The 15391-nt window shown below is 73.4% G+C and carries 13 protein-coding genes; 5 read left to right on the top strand and 8 right to left on the bottom strand.

Annotated elements, in window-relative coordinates; genetic code table 11:
* Positions 1-48 precede the first annotated feature (48 nt).
* A complete protein-coding gene (gene ppgK / locus FB457_RS13480; RefSeq protein WP_145782016.1) occupies positions 49-792 on the bottom strand; it encodes a polyphosphate--glucose phosphotransferase in 744 nt (247 codons plus the stop codon).
* Positions 793-1099: 307 nt separating this feature from the next.
* Between ppgK and FB457_RS13485 the strand changes: the two genes are divergently transcribed.
* Positions 1100-2101 (top strand): M28 family peptidase, encoded by a 1002-nt coding sequence (locus FB457_RS13485; protein WP_145782019.1) that lies wholly within the window; start codon positions 1100-1102, stop codon positions 2099-2101.
* 113 nt (positions 2102-2214) lie between these two features.
* Here FB457_RS13485 and FB457_RS13490 read toward each other — a convergent pair whose 3' ends face one another.
* Positions 2215-2784 (bottom strand): MarR family transcriptional regulator, encoded by a 570-nt coding sequence (locus tag FB457_RS13490; RefSeq protein ID WP_145782021.1) that lies wholly within the window; start codon positions 2782-2784, stop codon positions 2215-2217.
* Between the two features lie 110 nt (positions 2785-2894).
* Between FB457_RS13490 and FB457_RS13495 the strand changes: the two genes are divergently transcribed.
* A complete protein-coding gene (locus tag FB457_RS13495; protein ID WP_047015868.1) occupies positions 2895-3440 on the top strand; it encodes a YceI family protein in 546 nt (181 codons plus the stop codon).
* A gap of 85 nt (positions 3441-3525) precedes the next feature.
* Here the strand turns inward: FB457_RS13495 and panD are convergent, their stop codons facing one another.
* Both panD and FB457_RS13505 read right to left on the bottom strand, forming a co-directional pair.
* Positions 3526-3945, bottom strand: coding sequence for an aspartate 1-decarboxylase (gene panD, locus FB457_RS13500; RefSeq protein WP_047015869.1), 420 nt, complete (start codon positions 3943-3945; stop codon positions 3526-3528).
* A gap of 166 nt (positions 3946-4111) precedes the next feature.
* Positions 4112-5251, bottom strand: coding sequence for a site-2 protease family protein (locus FB457_RS13505; RefSeq protein ID WP_047015870.1), 1140 nt, complete (start codon positions 5249-5251; stop codon positions 4112-4114).
* A gap of 398 nt (positions 5252-5649) precedes the next feature.
* Here FB457_RS13505 and FB457_RS13510 point away from each other — a divergent pair, with 398 nt between their 5' ends.
* The 3 genes from FB457_RS13510 to FB457_RS13520 all read left to right on the top strand — a co-directional run bounded on the left by FB457_RS13510 (position 5650) and on the right by FB457_RS13520 (position 9002).
* Positions 5650-6510, top strand: coding sequence for a polysaccharide deacetylase family protein (locus tag FB457_RS13510; protein WP_145782023.1), 861 nt, complete (start codon positions 5650-5652; stop codon positions 6508-6510).
* Between the two features lie 283 nt (positions 6511-6793).
* Entirely contained in the window at positions 6794-7522 is a 729-nt protein-coding gene (locus tag FB457_RS13515) for a cupin (RefSeq protein ID WP_145782025.1), read from the top strand.
* A 151-nt stretch (positions 7523-7673) separates the two neighbouring features.
* Entirely contained in the window at positions 7674-9002 is a 1329-nt protein-coding gene (locus FB457_RS13520; RefSeq protein ID WP_047015873.1) for a hypothetical protein, read from the top strand.
* Positions 9003-9083: 81 nt separating this feature from the next.
* Here the strand turns inward: FB457_RS13520 and FB457_RS13525 are convergent, their stop codons facing one another.
* The 4 genes from FB457_RS13525 to FB457_RS13540 all read right to left on the bottom strand — a co-directional run bounded on the left by FB457_RS13525 (position 9084) and on the right by FB457_RS13540 (position 15133).
* Positions 9084-11156: an APC family permease gene (locus FB457_RS13525; RefSeq protein WP_145782027.1), complete on the bottom strand. Its 2073-nt coding sequence runs from the start codon at positions 11154-11156 to the stop codon at positions 9084-9086.
* 85 nt (positions 11157-11241) lie between these two features.
* Positions 11242-11973 carry a DedA family protein gene (locus FB457_RS13530; protein ID WP_047015875.1) on the bottom strand — a complete coding sequence of 244 codons (732 nt, stop codon included), beginning with the start codon at positions 11971-11973 and terminating at the stop codon, positions 11242-11244.
* Between the two features lie 175 nt (positions 11974-12148).
* Positions 12149-13267: a PucR family transcriptional regulator gene (locus FB457_RS13535; RefSeq protein ID WP_047015876.1), complete on the bottom strand. Its 1119-nt coding sequence runs from the start codon at positions 13265-13267 to the stop codon at positions 12149-12151.
* A gap of 264 nt (positions 13268-13531) precedes the next feature.
* A complete protein-coding gene (locus FB457_RS13540) occupies positions 13532-15133 on the bottom strand; it encodes a vWA domain-containing protein (protein ID WP_047019926.1) in 1602 nt (533 codons plus the stop codon).
* Positions 15134-15391: the final 258 nt, after the last annotated feature.

Here is a 15391-nt window from a genome sequence, read left to right on the forward strand (position 1 = left end):
CCCACTCACCATAGGGGAGAGCGGCAGGAGCGCCGGAGACCGGCGGTGTCAGCGCGCGGCCGCGGCGGCCATCGCGGCGCCGACGATGCCCGCGTTGTTCTGCAGTTCGGCGGGGACGACGTCGGCGCGGATGCCGGTGATGTCGTCGAGGAACTTGTCCGCCTTGCGGCTCACCCCGCCGCCGATGACGAAGAGTTCGGGCGTGAAGAGCATCTCCAGATGGGCGAGATAGCGCTGCACCCGGTGGGCCCAGTGCCTCCAGCTCAGGTCCTTGTCCTCGCGCTCCTTGGCGGAGGCGCGCTTCTCCGCCTCGTGACCGTGCAGCTCCAGGTGGCCCAGCTCGGTGTTGGGGACGAGGCGGCCGCCGGTGAAGACGGCGCTGCCGATGCCGGTGCCGAAGGTGAGCACGATGACGGTGCCGGTGCGGCCGCGGGCTGCGCCGAAGGTCAGTTCGGCGATGCCGGCGGCGTCGGCGTCGTTGACGATGTGGACGGGGCGGCCGAGGCGGTTGCCGAGGAGGGCGGCGGCGTCGACGTCGACCCAGCTCTTGTCGACGTTGGCGGCGGTGCGTACGACGCCGTCGGTGATGACGCCGGGGAAGGTGACGCCGACCGGGCCCTCGTGCCCGGCGAAGTGCTCGACGACCGCGGCGACGCCGTCGGCGACGGCGTCGGGGCCCGAGGGGTGCGGGGTGAGCACCTTGTGCCGCTCCTCCGCGAGGGCGCCCGTGTCCAGGTCGGCCGGGGCGCCCTTGATGCCCGAGCCGCCGATGTCGACTCCCATGATGTTCATAGCCAGAGACGATACGGGGACGGGGGCCCGGCGCCGGTGAGGACCGGCGGAGGGGTCGTACGAACCGGTGCGGGCGGCGGCGCGGGGGGCTCGGCGGCGTACGACGGGGCGCAGGACCGGGCACGGAAGCGGGTGCACCGGGTGCGGAAGGGGGCGCCGAACCGGGCGCGACTGCGTACGACGGCGGGTGGCCGCGTACACCACCTGTCCGATAACCGGTTTTGCGCGACCGGATGGGTTCTTGACGCGGCCTCAACAGCTCCGCCAGCCTCATGTGCACGACAGTCCCCCACCGTTGGGAGCACCCATGCCCCTCCGTCGTGCACGCCTCAGGTCGCGGCCGGCCGCCGCGCTCCTCGCCGGCGGGCTGCTGACCGCGCTGCTCGTGCCGGCCGCCGTCGCCGCGGAGCCCGCGGCGCAGCCCGCGTCCAACGGCTCAACCGCCGCGCCCGCGGCGCGCGTCGCGCCCGAGCAGGCGCCGGACATACCCGTCGCGAACGTCAAGGCGCACCTGTCGCAGTTCCAGTCCATCGCCGCCGCCAACGGCGGCAACCGCGCCCACGGCCGTCCCGGCTACCGGGCCTCGCTCGACTACGTGAAGGGCAAGCTCGACGCCGCCGGATTCACCACCAGTATCCAGCAGTTCAGCGCCGGCGGCGGCACCGGCTACAACCTCATCGCCGACTGGCCGGGCGGCGACGCGAACCAGGTCCTCATGGCCGGCGCGCACCTCGACTCGGTCTCCTCGGGACCCGGCATCAACGACAACGGCACCGGCTCCGCCGCCGTCCTGGAGACCGCGCTTGCCGTCGCCCGGTCCGGCTTCCAGCCGCGCGAGCACCTGCGCTTCGCCTGGTGGGGCGCGGAGGAACTGGGCCTGGTCGGCTCCCGGTACTACGTCAGCAACCTGCCGGCCGCCGACCGCGCCGCGCTCTCCGGCTATCTGAACTTCGACATGATCGGCTCGCCCAACCCCGGGTACTTCGTCTACGACGACGACCCGCAGATCGAGAAGGTCTTCAAGGACTACTACGCCGGCCTCGGCGTCCCCACCGAGATCGAGACCGAGGGCGACGGCAGGTCCGACCACGCGGCGTTCAAGAGCGCGGGCGTGCCGGTCGGCGGGCTGTTCACGGGCGCGAGCCGGACGAAGTCGTCGGCGCAGGCGGCGAAGTGGGGCGGCACGGCCGGTCAGGCATTCGACCGGTGCTACCACTCCTCGTGCGACACCACGTCGAACGTGAACGACACGGCGCTCAACCGGAACAGCGACGCGCTCGCGCACGCGGTATGGACGCTGTCCGAGTAAGGCGTACGCACCCTGCCCGCTCCGCTCCGGACGCGATCCCCGGCGGCGGGGCGGGCACCCGCGCGGCGGCCGCCGCCGCGGCGGGCCGGGGAGTCGGGACCCGGCGGCGGGCGTCAGGCTTCCGCGACGGCTTCCCGCGCCTTGCCTGCGGCGCCCTCCGCGGTGGCCTCCACGGTGACCTCCGCCTCCTCGGCCTCCTCACCGTCCTCGGCCCGCGCCTGCGCGCAGATCGGCCGCAGCCCGTTCTTCACCGCGCCGCTGATCTCACCGAGCTGCTGCTGCTGCTCCGGCGTGAGCACGTCGAAGAGGTGCTTGCGCACCTCCGTCACATGCGCCGGCGCCGCCGCCTCCAGCACGCCGAACCCGGCGTCGGTGAGCTGCGCCACGGACCCCCGGCGGTCGGCGTCGGTGGTGCAGCGGGAGACGTACCCCGCCTTCTCCAGGGCCGCCACCGCGTGCGACAGCCGGCTGCGCGAGGAGCGGCACAGCTCGGCGAGCTGGCTCATGCGCAGGCTGCGCCCGGGGGCCTCGGAGAGGTGCACCAGGATCTCGTAGTACGCCACGGGCATCCCGGAGTCGCGCCGCAACTGGCGGTCCAGATGAGCGTTGAAGTCACGGACCGCGTCCATGAAGAGGCGCCATATCCGCTGTTCGTCCTCGGAGAGCCAGCGTACGTCGTTCATGTGTCCAGCATACCTATAGTTGAGTCCTCAACCAGAGAGTGCTAGTCTTTTTGGTGAGAGTTCAACCACTTGCCCAGTGGTGGGCACCGCTACGGAAGAGGCATATCCCCATGACCACTCACGCCGACCGGATCCCCGCTTACCAGACCGGCACCTGGACGATCGACCCGGTGCACTCCGACGTCTCGTTCGTCGTCCGGCACCTGGGCGTCACGCGGGTCCGCGGCACGTTCGACCATGTCGAGGGCACCATCGTGACCCACGAGGACCCGCTGCAGTCCGAGGTCACCGCGGTCATCCGGACCACCTCGGTCAACACGCGCAACGACATGCGTGACGACCACGTACGCACGGCGGACTTCCTGGACGTCGAGACGTACCCGGAGATGACCTTCAAGTCCACCGGGATCCGGGTGAAGGACGATGTCTACCTGATCGACGGCGACCTGACCCTGCGCGGCGTGACCCGCCCCGTGACCCTGGAGACCGAGGTCGGCGGCTTCGGGCCGGGCATGCAGGAGGGCCACACGGTCGTCGGGTTCTCCGCGACCACCGAGATCAACCGCAGCGACTTCGGCGTGACCGGCGGCGCGGCCGGTGCCGCGGTGAGCGACAAGATCAAGATCACGCTGGACATCGAGGCGGGCCGTTCCTGAGGCCCGCGCACACGACGGCGGGCGGCCGCGGCGCCGCCCGCTGCGCCCCTCACGGTGCGGGGCGACCCCCGCCGGCGACTTCCGCTCAGTCGCCGGCCACGGAGTCGCCCCGCACCGTTGCCGTGCCGGGCAGCGCCTCGGCCGGGTCCGAGCCGTGCCGGACGGGGCGGTTGTCGCCGTCCACGAAGACGATCCGCGGCAGCAGCGCTTTCGCCTCCGCGTCGGCCACCGTCGCGTAGCTGATGACGATCACCAGGTCGCCGGGGCTGACCAGCCGGGCCGCCGCGCCGTTGATGCCGATCACGCCGCTGCCGCGCGGGCCGGGGATGACGTAGGTGGTGAGCCGGGCGCCGTTGTCGATGTCGACGACGTCGACCTGCTCGCCGGCCAGCAGGTCGGCTGCCTCCATGAGGTCCTCGTCGACGGTGAGGGACCCGACGTAGTGCAGGTCGGCCTGGGTCACGGTAGCGCGGTGGATCTTGGACTTCAGCATCGTCCGGAACACGTGCGGCCTCGCCTGCGGTCAGGGGGTACGGGAGCGACGCCAGGGTAACCGCGCCGCCGCGCCGCGCCGGTCCCGCGGCCCGCGAACTGTGAGCGACACCACCGCACGGCCTGGCACCGGCACGGCGTACACGTCCATGGCGGACGAGGAGCCGGCGGCCCCGCGGTCAGGGTCCCTGTCTCGCGCGGGGCGTGGTTTCGGCCAGGTACCTCACCGTCCGGCTGATGTCCGACAGCGACAGGATCCCGGCGAGCCTGCCCTCCTCGGTGACCAGGACGCGGTGTTCGGGACCCGGCGACATGCGGGGCAGCAGATCGGCCAGGGAGTCGTCCGGTCCGACGACGACGAGCTCCGCCAGCGGCACCATCACCTCGCCCACGGTCACCGTCCCGCCGTGGTCGGGCCGTACGTGCCGGGCGCCGCGCAGCGTCACCAGACCGACCGGCTCCCCGTTCCCGCCGAGGACGGGGAACGCCGAGTGCCGGTACAGCGGGTTGTCCAGCAGGTGCGCGACGTCCAGGCTCGCGGGCACCACGACCGGGTCCGGCGTCATGGCGTTCCGTACGGGGACACCGGAGAGCACACCGCGCAACTGCGCCTGCCGGCTCTCGGCGGTGGCCGCCCCGATGAGGAACCAGCCGATCAGCGCCAGCCAGAGGCCGCTGAACCCGCCGCCTCTCAGGAACCACACGAAGCCCAGCACGATGAGCAGCCAGCCCAGCGCGCGGCCCGCCGCGGTGGCCCCGGCGATTGCCCGCAGCCGGTCTCCCGTACGCCACCACAGCAGCGCGCGCAGCAGCCGCCCGCCGTCCAGCGGCGCGGCCGGCAGGGAGTTGAAGACGGCGAGCAGCAGGTTGATGCCCGCCAGCCAGCCCATCACCTGCACCACGAGCTCCGGCGCGGACGCGTGGTGGAGGAGCCAGGTGCCCAGCACGAAGAGTCCGCCCAGCACGAGGCTGACCAGGGGGCCGATCCCCGCGATCCGCAGCTCCGCCCCCGGGCTCGACGCCTCCGACTTCAGCCGGGCCACCCCGCCGAGCAGCCACAGCACGATGTCGTCCGCGTCGACGCCGTTGCGCCGCGCGACCACGGCGTGCGCCAGCTCGTGGGCGAGGAGGGAGACGAAGAAGACCAGGGCGGCCACCAGGCCCGCCGCCCAGTACAGCGCCCGGGGACGGCCGGGATCCGAGTCCGGGAGCTGGCCCTGCGCGAGGCCGACCAGGATGATGCCGAAGATCAGGACCACGCTCCAGTGGACCCCGACCCGGATCCCGGCGATGCGCCCCAGTGTGAACGTCGCCCGCACGGCGTCTCTCCTCAGCTCGCATTCGGCGCGGGGACGGTCCGGCGGGCCCTCGTGACGGCGGCGCTCCCGGCTCCGGCTCCGTTATCGACGCTTCCAGTGAAGCCCGGTCCCGGCTCCGGCACGTTGTCGAAGGGGCGCGACCTGGGCCATTCGGCGTAGCGGACGGGCGGCGCCGCCCCTGCGGCGGGCCGCCGCCGGGGGTCCGGTCGCGGCCCGGCGGCCGCCGCCGGACGACGCTCGTGCCTGCGGCCCCCGCGGAGGGACGACGCGCACAAGACGCCCCCGTAACTACCGCGTTCCGGATCTCCCCGCCACTCGCCGGGGCCCGATCCGGTGCTTCGGCGCGGCGCCCCGTGTCACTGACCGGCCCTGGCTCCACCTCATGAGAGCAGTTGGTCATGAAATATGACAAAGGCCCCACGCGAGGGGTGTCCCGGCGCACCGCGTTCTGCCTGGGCCTGCTCGGCGCGTACCAGCTCGCCCTCGCCCCCGACGCGCACGCCCCCAGGTCGGGGACGGCGGCCGTCCGGACGGGCCTGGCGGACGGCAAGCCGCTCCGCCGCCCCTCGTACGGGCTGCGCCCGGCCGCCGGCCGCACCGGCACCGCGCCGATGACGACGTCGGGCGGCATGGCCCGTATCGTCGGACCCACCCGGCCGGTCGCGGTGCGCGCGGCAGCGCACACCACGCTCCGGGAGACCGGCAAGAAGATCGCGCTCACCTTCGACGACGGCCCGCATGCGACTCAGACGCCGGAGATCCTGCGGATCCTGCGCCACCACGGGGCACGCGCGACGTTCTTCGTCATCGGCGAGAACATCCCCTGGAACCGCGACGTACTGCGCCGGATCGCCGCGGAAGGCCATGTCGTCGGCAACCACTCCTACACCCACCCGCAGCTCGACCTGATCAGCACACCGCGGGTGCGCGCCGAACTGGAGCAGACCTGCGAGCTGGTGGCGAAGGAGCTGGGCGCGCCGCCGCGGGTGGCGCGGGCGCCGTACGGGAGGTGGCACGGGCCGAGCCTGGAGATCTGCGCGCAACTGCAGATGGAGCCCTTCCAGTGGGACATCGACACGCTCGACTGGGACCACCGCGACCAGGCGTTCATCGAGAAGACCGTGCTCAGGAAGGCCCACGCGGGCGCGATCGTGCTGGCGCACGACGGCGGGGGCAACAGGTGGGCGACGGTACGGGCGCTGGAGTACTACCTGCCGCGGCTGCTGGACGAGGGATACACGCTGGTGCAGCCGGCGTAGCCCAGCGAAAGCCCGCCCCGGCCACTCCCGACATCCCGCACACCCGCCCCACCTGTCGCGTACAGCGCACAGGGCACGCACCACACACACGGCACACAGGGAACACCCGGAACATCCCCGCACATCCCCCGCACACCCGCCCAAGGGTAGGCCGCCCCACCGACAGAACCGCCCGCCGGCACAGCGCCCGCAGACCCGCCCCCCGTGGCGCGGCGCGGCCGGGCGGCAGATCGGACGGCTCGGGGGTCTGGCCCGTAGAAAGCGCTTGCGTCATGCTGGTGCCATGGCCGATCCCGCACTTCCGCCCCTCCCCGGCGGCGTCAGCGTCTCCCGGCTCCGCGTCTACGACTGGCAGGCCCCCGACGGCCTCCGCGGCGGCACCCCGCATCTGCACCTCGCCTGCACCGAGGCGTACGTCGTCCTCGGCGGCCACGGCGCCGTGCAGACCCTGACCGCCTCCGGGTACGCCGAGACCGAGCTCGTCGAGGACGCCGTCGTCTGGTTCACGCCGGGCACCATCCACCGGCTCGTCAACGCCGACGGCCGGCTCGACATCCTCGTCCTCATGCAGAACGCCGGTCTGCCCGAGGCCGGCGACGCCGTCTTCCCCTTCCCGTCCGACGTCCTGTACGACGACGCCGCCTACGCCCGGGCCGCCGCGCTCGACCCGGCGGAGCCGGAGAAGTCCGCGCAGGCGCGCCGCGATCTGGCGCTGGCCGGCTTCGCCGAACTGGCCGGGGCCGCGCGGGCGGGCGATCCGGCGCCTCTGGAGGCGTTCCACGCGCGGGCGGTGGAGCTGGTCCGGCCACACCTGGACAACTGGCGCGAGCGCTGGGAACGGGGGCCGGCCGCCGCCGCGGCGGCGACGGACGCGCACCTGACCGCGCTCCGCACGGACGGCGCCCACCTGCGGTCGGCGTCGGTGCAGCGGACGGGGGCGGAGTCGCGGTACGGGATGTGCGGCCGGCTCCAGGCGTGCGACCTGGACGGCGCGGTGACGGTGGGCACGTAACGGCGGCCCGAAACCGCAGCCCCCACCACCGCGCCGACCCCCACCCCGCGTCCCCCGCACACCCCGCCCCAGGGTAGGCGCCCCCTCTGACACCGCGGCAACAGCCGCGACCCGGGTGGCGCCCACCCATCCCGCGAGAAGAATGTCAGGTATGCACCGGTTCCTGGCCCCGCTCCTCGCCCTGCTCGCCGCACTCCTCACGGCATCCACCGCGCACGCCCAGGACCCCGTCGGCGACGCCGCCAAGGCACTGCGCGACCGGCCCGTGTACGTGCATCCCGACGTCCGGGGCCAGATGTCCGTCGATCAGGCCAACGCGCTCGCCGCGCGGATCAAGGACGAGGACAGCCCCGTCTTCGTCGCCGTGCTCCCCGCGGACTCGGGCGTCGCCGCGCGCGACGTGCTGCCGAACCTCCGCTCCCGTACCGGCATCGCCGGCGTCTACGCCGTCCGCCTCGGCGCCGGCTTCGGCGCCGCCGCCGACGATCGCGTGCTCTCCGCCCGCGCCGTCGACAACCTCCGCCGCGCCGCCGTCGGCGCCCACCCCGGCGACGCCACCGGCCAGCTCGTCACCTTCGCCGACGACGCCGCCGGGCAGGCCGGCGGCAGCGCCCCCTCCGGCTGGCGCGACAGCACGGGCATCGGCGGTACCGGAGCCCTCACGGTCGGCGTCGTGCTCCTGCTGCTCGTCGGCGCCGTCCTCTTCGTCCGGCAGCGCGCCAGGCTGCGGGACGCGGAGCGCGCCAGGACGGAGCTGGCGCGGCTGCGCACCGTCGTCGACGAGGACATCACCGCGTACGGCGAGGCGATGGCCCGTATCGCCTTCGACCCCGCCGATCCGGCCGCCGACGACGCGATGCGCGCGGACTACCAGAAGGCGCTCGACGCGTACGAGAAGGCCAAGTCCCGGATGGACGCGGCCGGCGCCCCCGGCGACGTACGCGGTGTGACGGAGGCACTCGAGGAGGGGCGGTTCGCGCTGGCGACCCTGGAGGCCCGCCGCACCGGCGCCGCACTCCCCGAGCGCCGCCCGCCGTGCTTCTTCGACCCCCGCCACGGCCCTTCGACCGCCGACGTGAAGTGGACTCCGCCGGGCTCCGCGGCACGCACCGTACCCGCGTGCACGGCGGACGCGAACCTGCTGGCCGCCGGCGAGGAGCCGATGGTCCGCACGGTCCACACCGCCCGCGGCCCGCAGCCGTACTGGAACGCCGGCCCGGCGTACGCCCCCTGGGCGGGCGGCTACTTCGGCGGCGGCCTCCTCCCGGGGCTGCTCGTGGGCACGATGCTGGGGCAGGCGGTGTACGCCGCGGGCGGCTGGGCGGCGGCGGACGGCATGGGCGAGGGCGGTCACGCGGAGGGCCCCGCCGGCGCCGACTTCGACCCCGGCGACTTCGGCGGCGGCTTCGGCGGTGGCCACTTCGGGGACGGGGGCTTCGGCGGCGGGGGGTTCGGGGACGGGGGCTTCGGCGGCTTCTGAGCACGCCGGACGGCGGGACAACAGGTCCGGCCCGGCCGGACAGCGCCCGAGCCCGAGGCGGACGGAAGGCCGCCGCCCCGGCTACCGGTCCGCCGACTCCCGCCCCGAAGGCTCCCGCCGCTTCCGCGCCGCCGCCGGCGCCGGACCCCGTACCGCACCCGGTGCCTGCCACTCCGCGCTGCGCCGCGCCCGCCGCTTGGCGCGCTCGCTGGAACCGAGCTGGTACGGCACCGACGTCACCATCACGCCCGGCGTGAACAGCAGCCGCGCCTTCAGCCGCAGCGCGCTCTGGTTGTGCAGCAGGTGCTCGTACCAGTGCCCGACGACGTACTCCGGGATGTAGACGCTGATCACCGTGTCCGGCTTCTCCTGGCGCAGCCGCTTGACGTACGCGATCAGCGGCCTGGTGATCTCGCGGTACGGCGACTCGATCACGGTGAGCGGCACGTCCAGCTCGCTGTCCACCCACTGCTGCTGGAGCTGCCTGGTCTCCTCGGCGTCGACCCCGATGGTCAGCGCCTCCAGCTTGTCGGAACGTACGAGCTTCGCGTACGCCAGGGCGCGCATCGTCGGGCGGTGCAACTGGGAGACGAGCACGATCGAGTGCATGTGCCCGGGACGCGGCATCGCGTCGTCCTCCTCGCCCTCGGCGACCGCGACCTCCTGCGCGACCCGGTCGTAGTGGCGGCGGATGGCGGCCATGACCACGTAGAAGAAGAGCATACCGGCCAGCGCGATCCACGCGCCGTGGCTGAACTTCGTGATCAGGACGACCACCAGCACCAGCGCGCAGAACACCGCGCCGAAGCCGTTCATCGCCCGCGACCGCAGGATGCGGCGGCGCTCGTCGGGCCGGTGCTCGGCGGTCAGCGCGCGGTTCCAGTGCCGCACCATACCGGTCTGGCTGAAGGTGAAGGAGACGAAGACGCCGACGATGTAGAGCTGGATCAGCCGGGTGGAGTCGGCCTTGAACGCGTAGACGAGGGCGCCGGAGAGCAGGGCGACGAAGAGGATGCCGTTGCTGAACGCCAGCCGGTCGCCGCGGGTGTGCAACTGGCGCGGCAGGAAGCGGTCGTGGGCGAGGATCGAGCCGAGCACGGGGAAGCCGTTGTACGCGGTGTTGGCGGCCAGGAACAGCACGAGCGCCGTGGCCGCCGCCAGGATGACGAACGGCAGCGAGCCGTCGCCGAAGACCGCCGCGCCGACCTGTGCGATCACCGGGTTCTGGATAAAGCCGGAGCCGACCGCCTCGCCGTTCCGCAGCAGTTCCTCGGCGGGCCGCTCGGCCATCCGCACGTCGGTGTGGAGCGCGAGGATGATGATCCCGACGAACATGACGATCGCCAGCAGGCCCATCATCGCCAGCGTCGTCGCCGCGTTGCGGCTCTTGGGCTTACGGAAGGCGGGCACGCCGTTGCTGATCGCCTCGACGCCGGTCAGCGCGGCGCAGCCGGAGGAGAAGGCCCGTAGCAGCAGGAAGACCAGCGCGAAGCCGGCGAGGCCGCCCGCGTGCTCGCTGTGGACCTCCAGGTCGGCGGTGGGGGCGCGCATCGTGTCGTCGAGGACGAGGGCGCGGAAGACGCCCCAGGCGATCATGATAAGGACGCTGCCGACGAAGACGTAGGTGGGGATGGCGAAGAGCGTCCCCGACTCCTTCACGCCGCGCAGGTTCATGGTGGTCAGCAGGCCGATGACGATCAGCGCGCAGAGCACCTTGTTGTCCGCGACGAACCCCCAGGCCGAGCCGAGGTTCTCCACGCCCGCGGAGACCGACACCGCGACGGTGAGCACGTAGTCGACGAGGAGCGCGCTGGCCACCACCTGGCCGGCGCGGCGGCCGAGGTTGGTGGTGGCGACCTCGTAGTCGCCGCCGCCGCTGGGGTAGGCGTGCACCGTCTTGCGGTACGAGGCGACGACGACGACCATCAGCACGACGATGGCCGCGGTGATCCAGGGGCTGTACGAGTACGCGCCGACGCCGGCGATCGACAGGACGATCAGCACCTCGCCCGGGGCGTACGCGACCGAGGAGAGCGGGTCGGAGGCGAAGACCGGGAGCGCGACGCGCTTGGGGAGCAGCGTCTCGCCGAGCCGGTCGCTGCGAAGCGCGCGGCCGATCAGTATGCGCTTCGGCAGTTCGGTCAGCTTGGGCACGGGGCGATCGTAAGTGATCCGAAATACCGCTCTGGGATGCGAAGTGCACTTTTGTCCAGGACGGCGCCGATGTTTTGACGCGACCCTAACGCCGTGCGTGCCGCCCGCGCTGCGGGCCGCCGTCGCCGCCGTCGGCGGCGGGGGTGGCCGGGTGGCCCTCCGGCTCGTCCGCGGAAGGGGCCGCCGGGGGCGCCTTCTTGGCGCGGCTGCGGGCGCGCAGGTACTCGACGACGATCGGCAGCACCGACAGCAGCACGATGCCGATGAGGATCGCCTCGATGTTCTCGTGCACGAAGTCGATCCGGCCCAGGGCGGCGCCCAGAAGGGTGACGCCGACGCCCCAGAGGATGCCGCCGATGACGTTGAAGACGACGAACTGCCGGTAGTTCATCCGGCTGACGCCGGCGATGATCGGGGTGAAGGTGCGCACGATGGGCACGAAGCGGGCGAGGACCAGTGACTTCGGGCCGTGTTTCTCGAAGAACTCGTGCGCCTTCTGCACGTTCTCCTGTTTGAAGAGCTTGGAGTCCGGGCGGTTGAAGAGGGCCGGGCCGACCTTGCGGCCGAAGAGATAGCCGACCTGGTCGCCGGCGATGGCCGCGACGGCGATGAGCACGCACATCAGCCACAGCGGGAAGTCGAGCACGTCCGAGGTGATCAGCAGGCCCGTGGTGAAGAGCAGCGAGTCGCCCGGCAGGAAGAACCCGATGAGGAGCCCGGACTCGGCGAAGACGATCACGAGCACGCCGAGCACGCCGAACTTGTCGATCAGGAAGTCGGGATCCAGCCATCCGGGTCCGAGCGCGAGCGTGTTCATGGGTTCGGGACTCCAGACATCTGGGACGGGCGGCAGGGAGAAGAGTGGGCCACCTACGGGGGAGAACGCAAGCCGGGTGCGTCCGGTTCCGGACGCGGCGCGCAGGGGCGGGTAGGCGGGCGGGAGCGGCGGTGGGGGCCTGGTGGGAGGGCCGCGGGCTCGCCGCGGCGCATGGCTAGACCGGCTCCTCCGGCCAGCCGAGGAGCCGGGCGCCCATGGCGGCGGTCTCCAGGGTGTAGCGGTGCAGGGAGTCCGCCACGTCGTAGCCGGTGAGGGTACATATCCGGTCCAGCCGGTACGACAGCGTCCGCACGCTCACGCCCAGCCGCCGGGCGGCCTCGGCGTTGACGTAGCCGGCGGCGGCGCACGTCTGCAGCGTGGCGAGCAGCGGCTCCGCGCCGCCGCGGGCCTGCGTCAGCGGGCCGAGGACGGTCCGTACCAGATCGGCCATAGCGGCCCGGTCGCGCAGCAGCACCGGGAAGACCAGCAGCTCGGCGGCATGCAGCACCGGCTGCGTGAGGCCGAGCGCGGCGGCCATGTCGAGCGCGCCGAGCGCCTCCTCGTAGCTGCGTACGACCCCGCCGGGGCCCGCGTGCTCGCGGCCCATGGCGACGCGGGTGGCGACGGCGTAGCCGCTGCCCGGCTCCAGGGCCACCTTGGCGAAGGCGTCGAGCAGGGCGCGCTCGCTGCTGCCGGCGACGCAGACGAGCCGGCCCTCCTTGGTGGTCAGCAGCACGTCGCGCTCGACGAAGCGGCCCAGCAGCTCCCGCTCGATGCGCCGCACCAGGGGGTGCACGTCGGCGAAGGGCTCGTCACCTGCGGCGACCGCGACGGCGTGGGCGCGGGCCAGGCGGAGCCCGAAGCGCTCCGCGCGCTCGGCGAGGCGGCCGAGGTCGCTGCGGCCGTAGAGGAGGTCGTCGACGAACTCGCGGCGCTCGGCCTCCTCCTGCCGGACCGCGAGCCGCTGGGCGCGCTCGTGGCCCTCGCCGAGCGCGGTGACGGCCGCCTCGACGGCGGCCAGCACGGCGTCGCTGCTGCGGGCGCGCTCGGCGGCGCTCGCGGCCCTGGCCACGCCGGGCAGGGCGGCCCAGGTGCGGCGGGTCTCGGCGAGGTGTCCCGCGACCAGCTCACGCAGGCTGCGTCCTGACTCGGCGGCCTGCTCGCCCAGCTCGCGCAGCGCGTCCAGCTCGGGGCGGCGCAGCAGCCGGCCGGTGGCGGACACGTCGGCCAGCAGGTCCGCGTAGCCGACGAGGATCTCGGGGAGTGACCCCGCCACGCGCGTTCGCGCCACCACCGCTCCCGGTTGCCGGATCCTGGAGACGGGACACCGCGGTCGCTGCCGGGTCCCGGAAATGTGGCGCCAAGAGTACGTCACGGGGGTTCGGGCGGGAAAGCGCGGCCCGTACGCGGCGGGGGCGGCGGGAACCCGCTTCCCGCCGCCCCGGCCCGGCCGGCGCGTCCGCCTGCCGCCTCGTCCGCGGAGCCCGGTCCGTCCGCCTGCCGCCTCGTCCGGGGAGCCGGTCCGTCGGCCGCCCGGCGCGTCCGCGGAGCCTGTGCCTCAGCCCGTCAGCTCGACCGCCTGCCGGACGGTCTCGGCGAGGTCGCCCACGGCCGGGTCCTCGGTCTCGGCGGCCAGGTCCTCAGCGTGACCGGCGAGTTCGTCGACCGTGGGCGCCCCGGGCAGCGGCAGGTACCCGGCGCCCGTGGTACCGGCGCCCTCCTTGCCGTCCGCGTACGGCTCGGGGGTGGGGGTCGGGGTGGTGCCGGCGCCGGAGCCGCCGCGCAGGGCGTCGGCGAAGTAGGCGGCGAGCGCGGTGAGCTGCAGCCGGGGCGGGGCCGCGCCCCACAGGTCGCCGGTCAGGGCGCCCGCGTCGACGGTGCTGGACTCTTCGTGCGGGGCGCGGGTGTCAGGGTCGAGCCAGCGCACGGTGGCCGTCGCGACGCTGCCCGAGGCGCCCTCGGCGAGCCGGACGGCGTAGAGCGCGGTGACGGTGTGGCCGGGGCCGACCTCGCCGCCGTCGACGGCGTCGTTGCGGAAGTCCTCGTCGGCGACCCGACGGTTGTCGTAGCCGATCAGCCGGTAGTCGGAGACGGCGTCCGCGTCGAAGACGACCTGCGCCTTGGCGTCCCGGGCGCGCAGGTCGACGTTGCGCGGCAGGTCCTCGACGAAGACCTTGCGGGCCTCGGTGGTCCCGGAGACGTAGGCGGTGTGGCCGTCGCCCTGGTTGGTCAGCCGCTCCATCAGCGCGTCGCCGTACTCGCTGCCGACGCCGACGCCGAAGAGCGTGATGCCGTAGTCCTCCCGGGCCGCGGCGATGCGGTCGAGGATCGTCTCCGCGTCGGTGGCGCCGGTGTTGGCGAGGGCGTCGGAGAGCAGGACGACGCGGTTGGTGGCGCCCTTGCGGTGGCCGTCGACCGCCTCGTCGTAGCCGCGGGCCACGCCCGCCCCGAGATTGGTGCTCTCGGTGGGCTGCAACTCCTCGACCGCGTCGTGGATACGGTCCTCCGCCCCGCCGACGGCCGTCATCGGCAGCACCGTACGGGCCTCGTCGCTGAACGCCACGAGCGCCAGCGCGTCGTCGTCGCGCAGCTCGTCGACCGCCGTGTGCAGAGCCTCCCGTACGAGGCTGAGCCGGCCGGGCTCCGCCATCGAGCCGGAGACGTCCACGACGAAGGTCAGCGCGGCGGGCCGGCGCGGCTGCGTGCCGTACTCGTTGCTCTCCGGGCGGGTCGCCAGCCCCACGCGCATCAGCGACCAGCGGTCGTCCGCCGTGCGGGCGCCGTCGGTGGTGACGGAGAAGCCGTCGTCCTCGGGCGCGGGGTAGTCCTGGCTGAAGCTGTTGATGAACTCCTCGTGGCGCACGGTGTCCGGCTGCGGCAGCGCCCCGCTGTCGATGGTGCGGCGGGCGTAGCTGTACGAGGCGGTGTCCACGTCGAGCGCGAAGGTGGAGACCATGTCGGGTTCGGGTACGAAGGAGTCCGCCCGCTCCTTGCCCGCGGCCTCCGGGGCGGCGTCGTACGCGCCCTCCGGGGCCGCGGAGGGCGCCGCGGGGGCCGGCAGCGGTGCGCTCCCGCCGCCGGCCCGGTCATGGGACACCTGCTTGTCGCTCGTATCGCCCCCGCCCCCGCTGCAGCCTGTCAGCAGCAGCGGCACCGTCATCATTCCTGCCAGTCCTGTGAGCACCACGCGTCTCATCGCGCCCCTCCCTCGTGCCGTCCTCATCGGGACTGTGACGAAGGAGGGGGCGATTCGGTGCCGTTACTCCGTCGACTCGCGGATCCCGGCCCGGGGCATCAGTGACACGGCATCAGCTCCTCGCACACACGACGGTTGATGGTGGAGGCGGTGCGGAACACCGGGACCGTCCGGATCCCGATGCCGCAGACATGTCGCACCGTTACCCGCAAAGTACCCCCC

The sequence above is a fragment of the Streptomyces sp. CNZ287 genome (assembly GCF_007827615.1).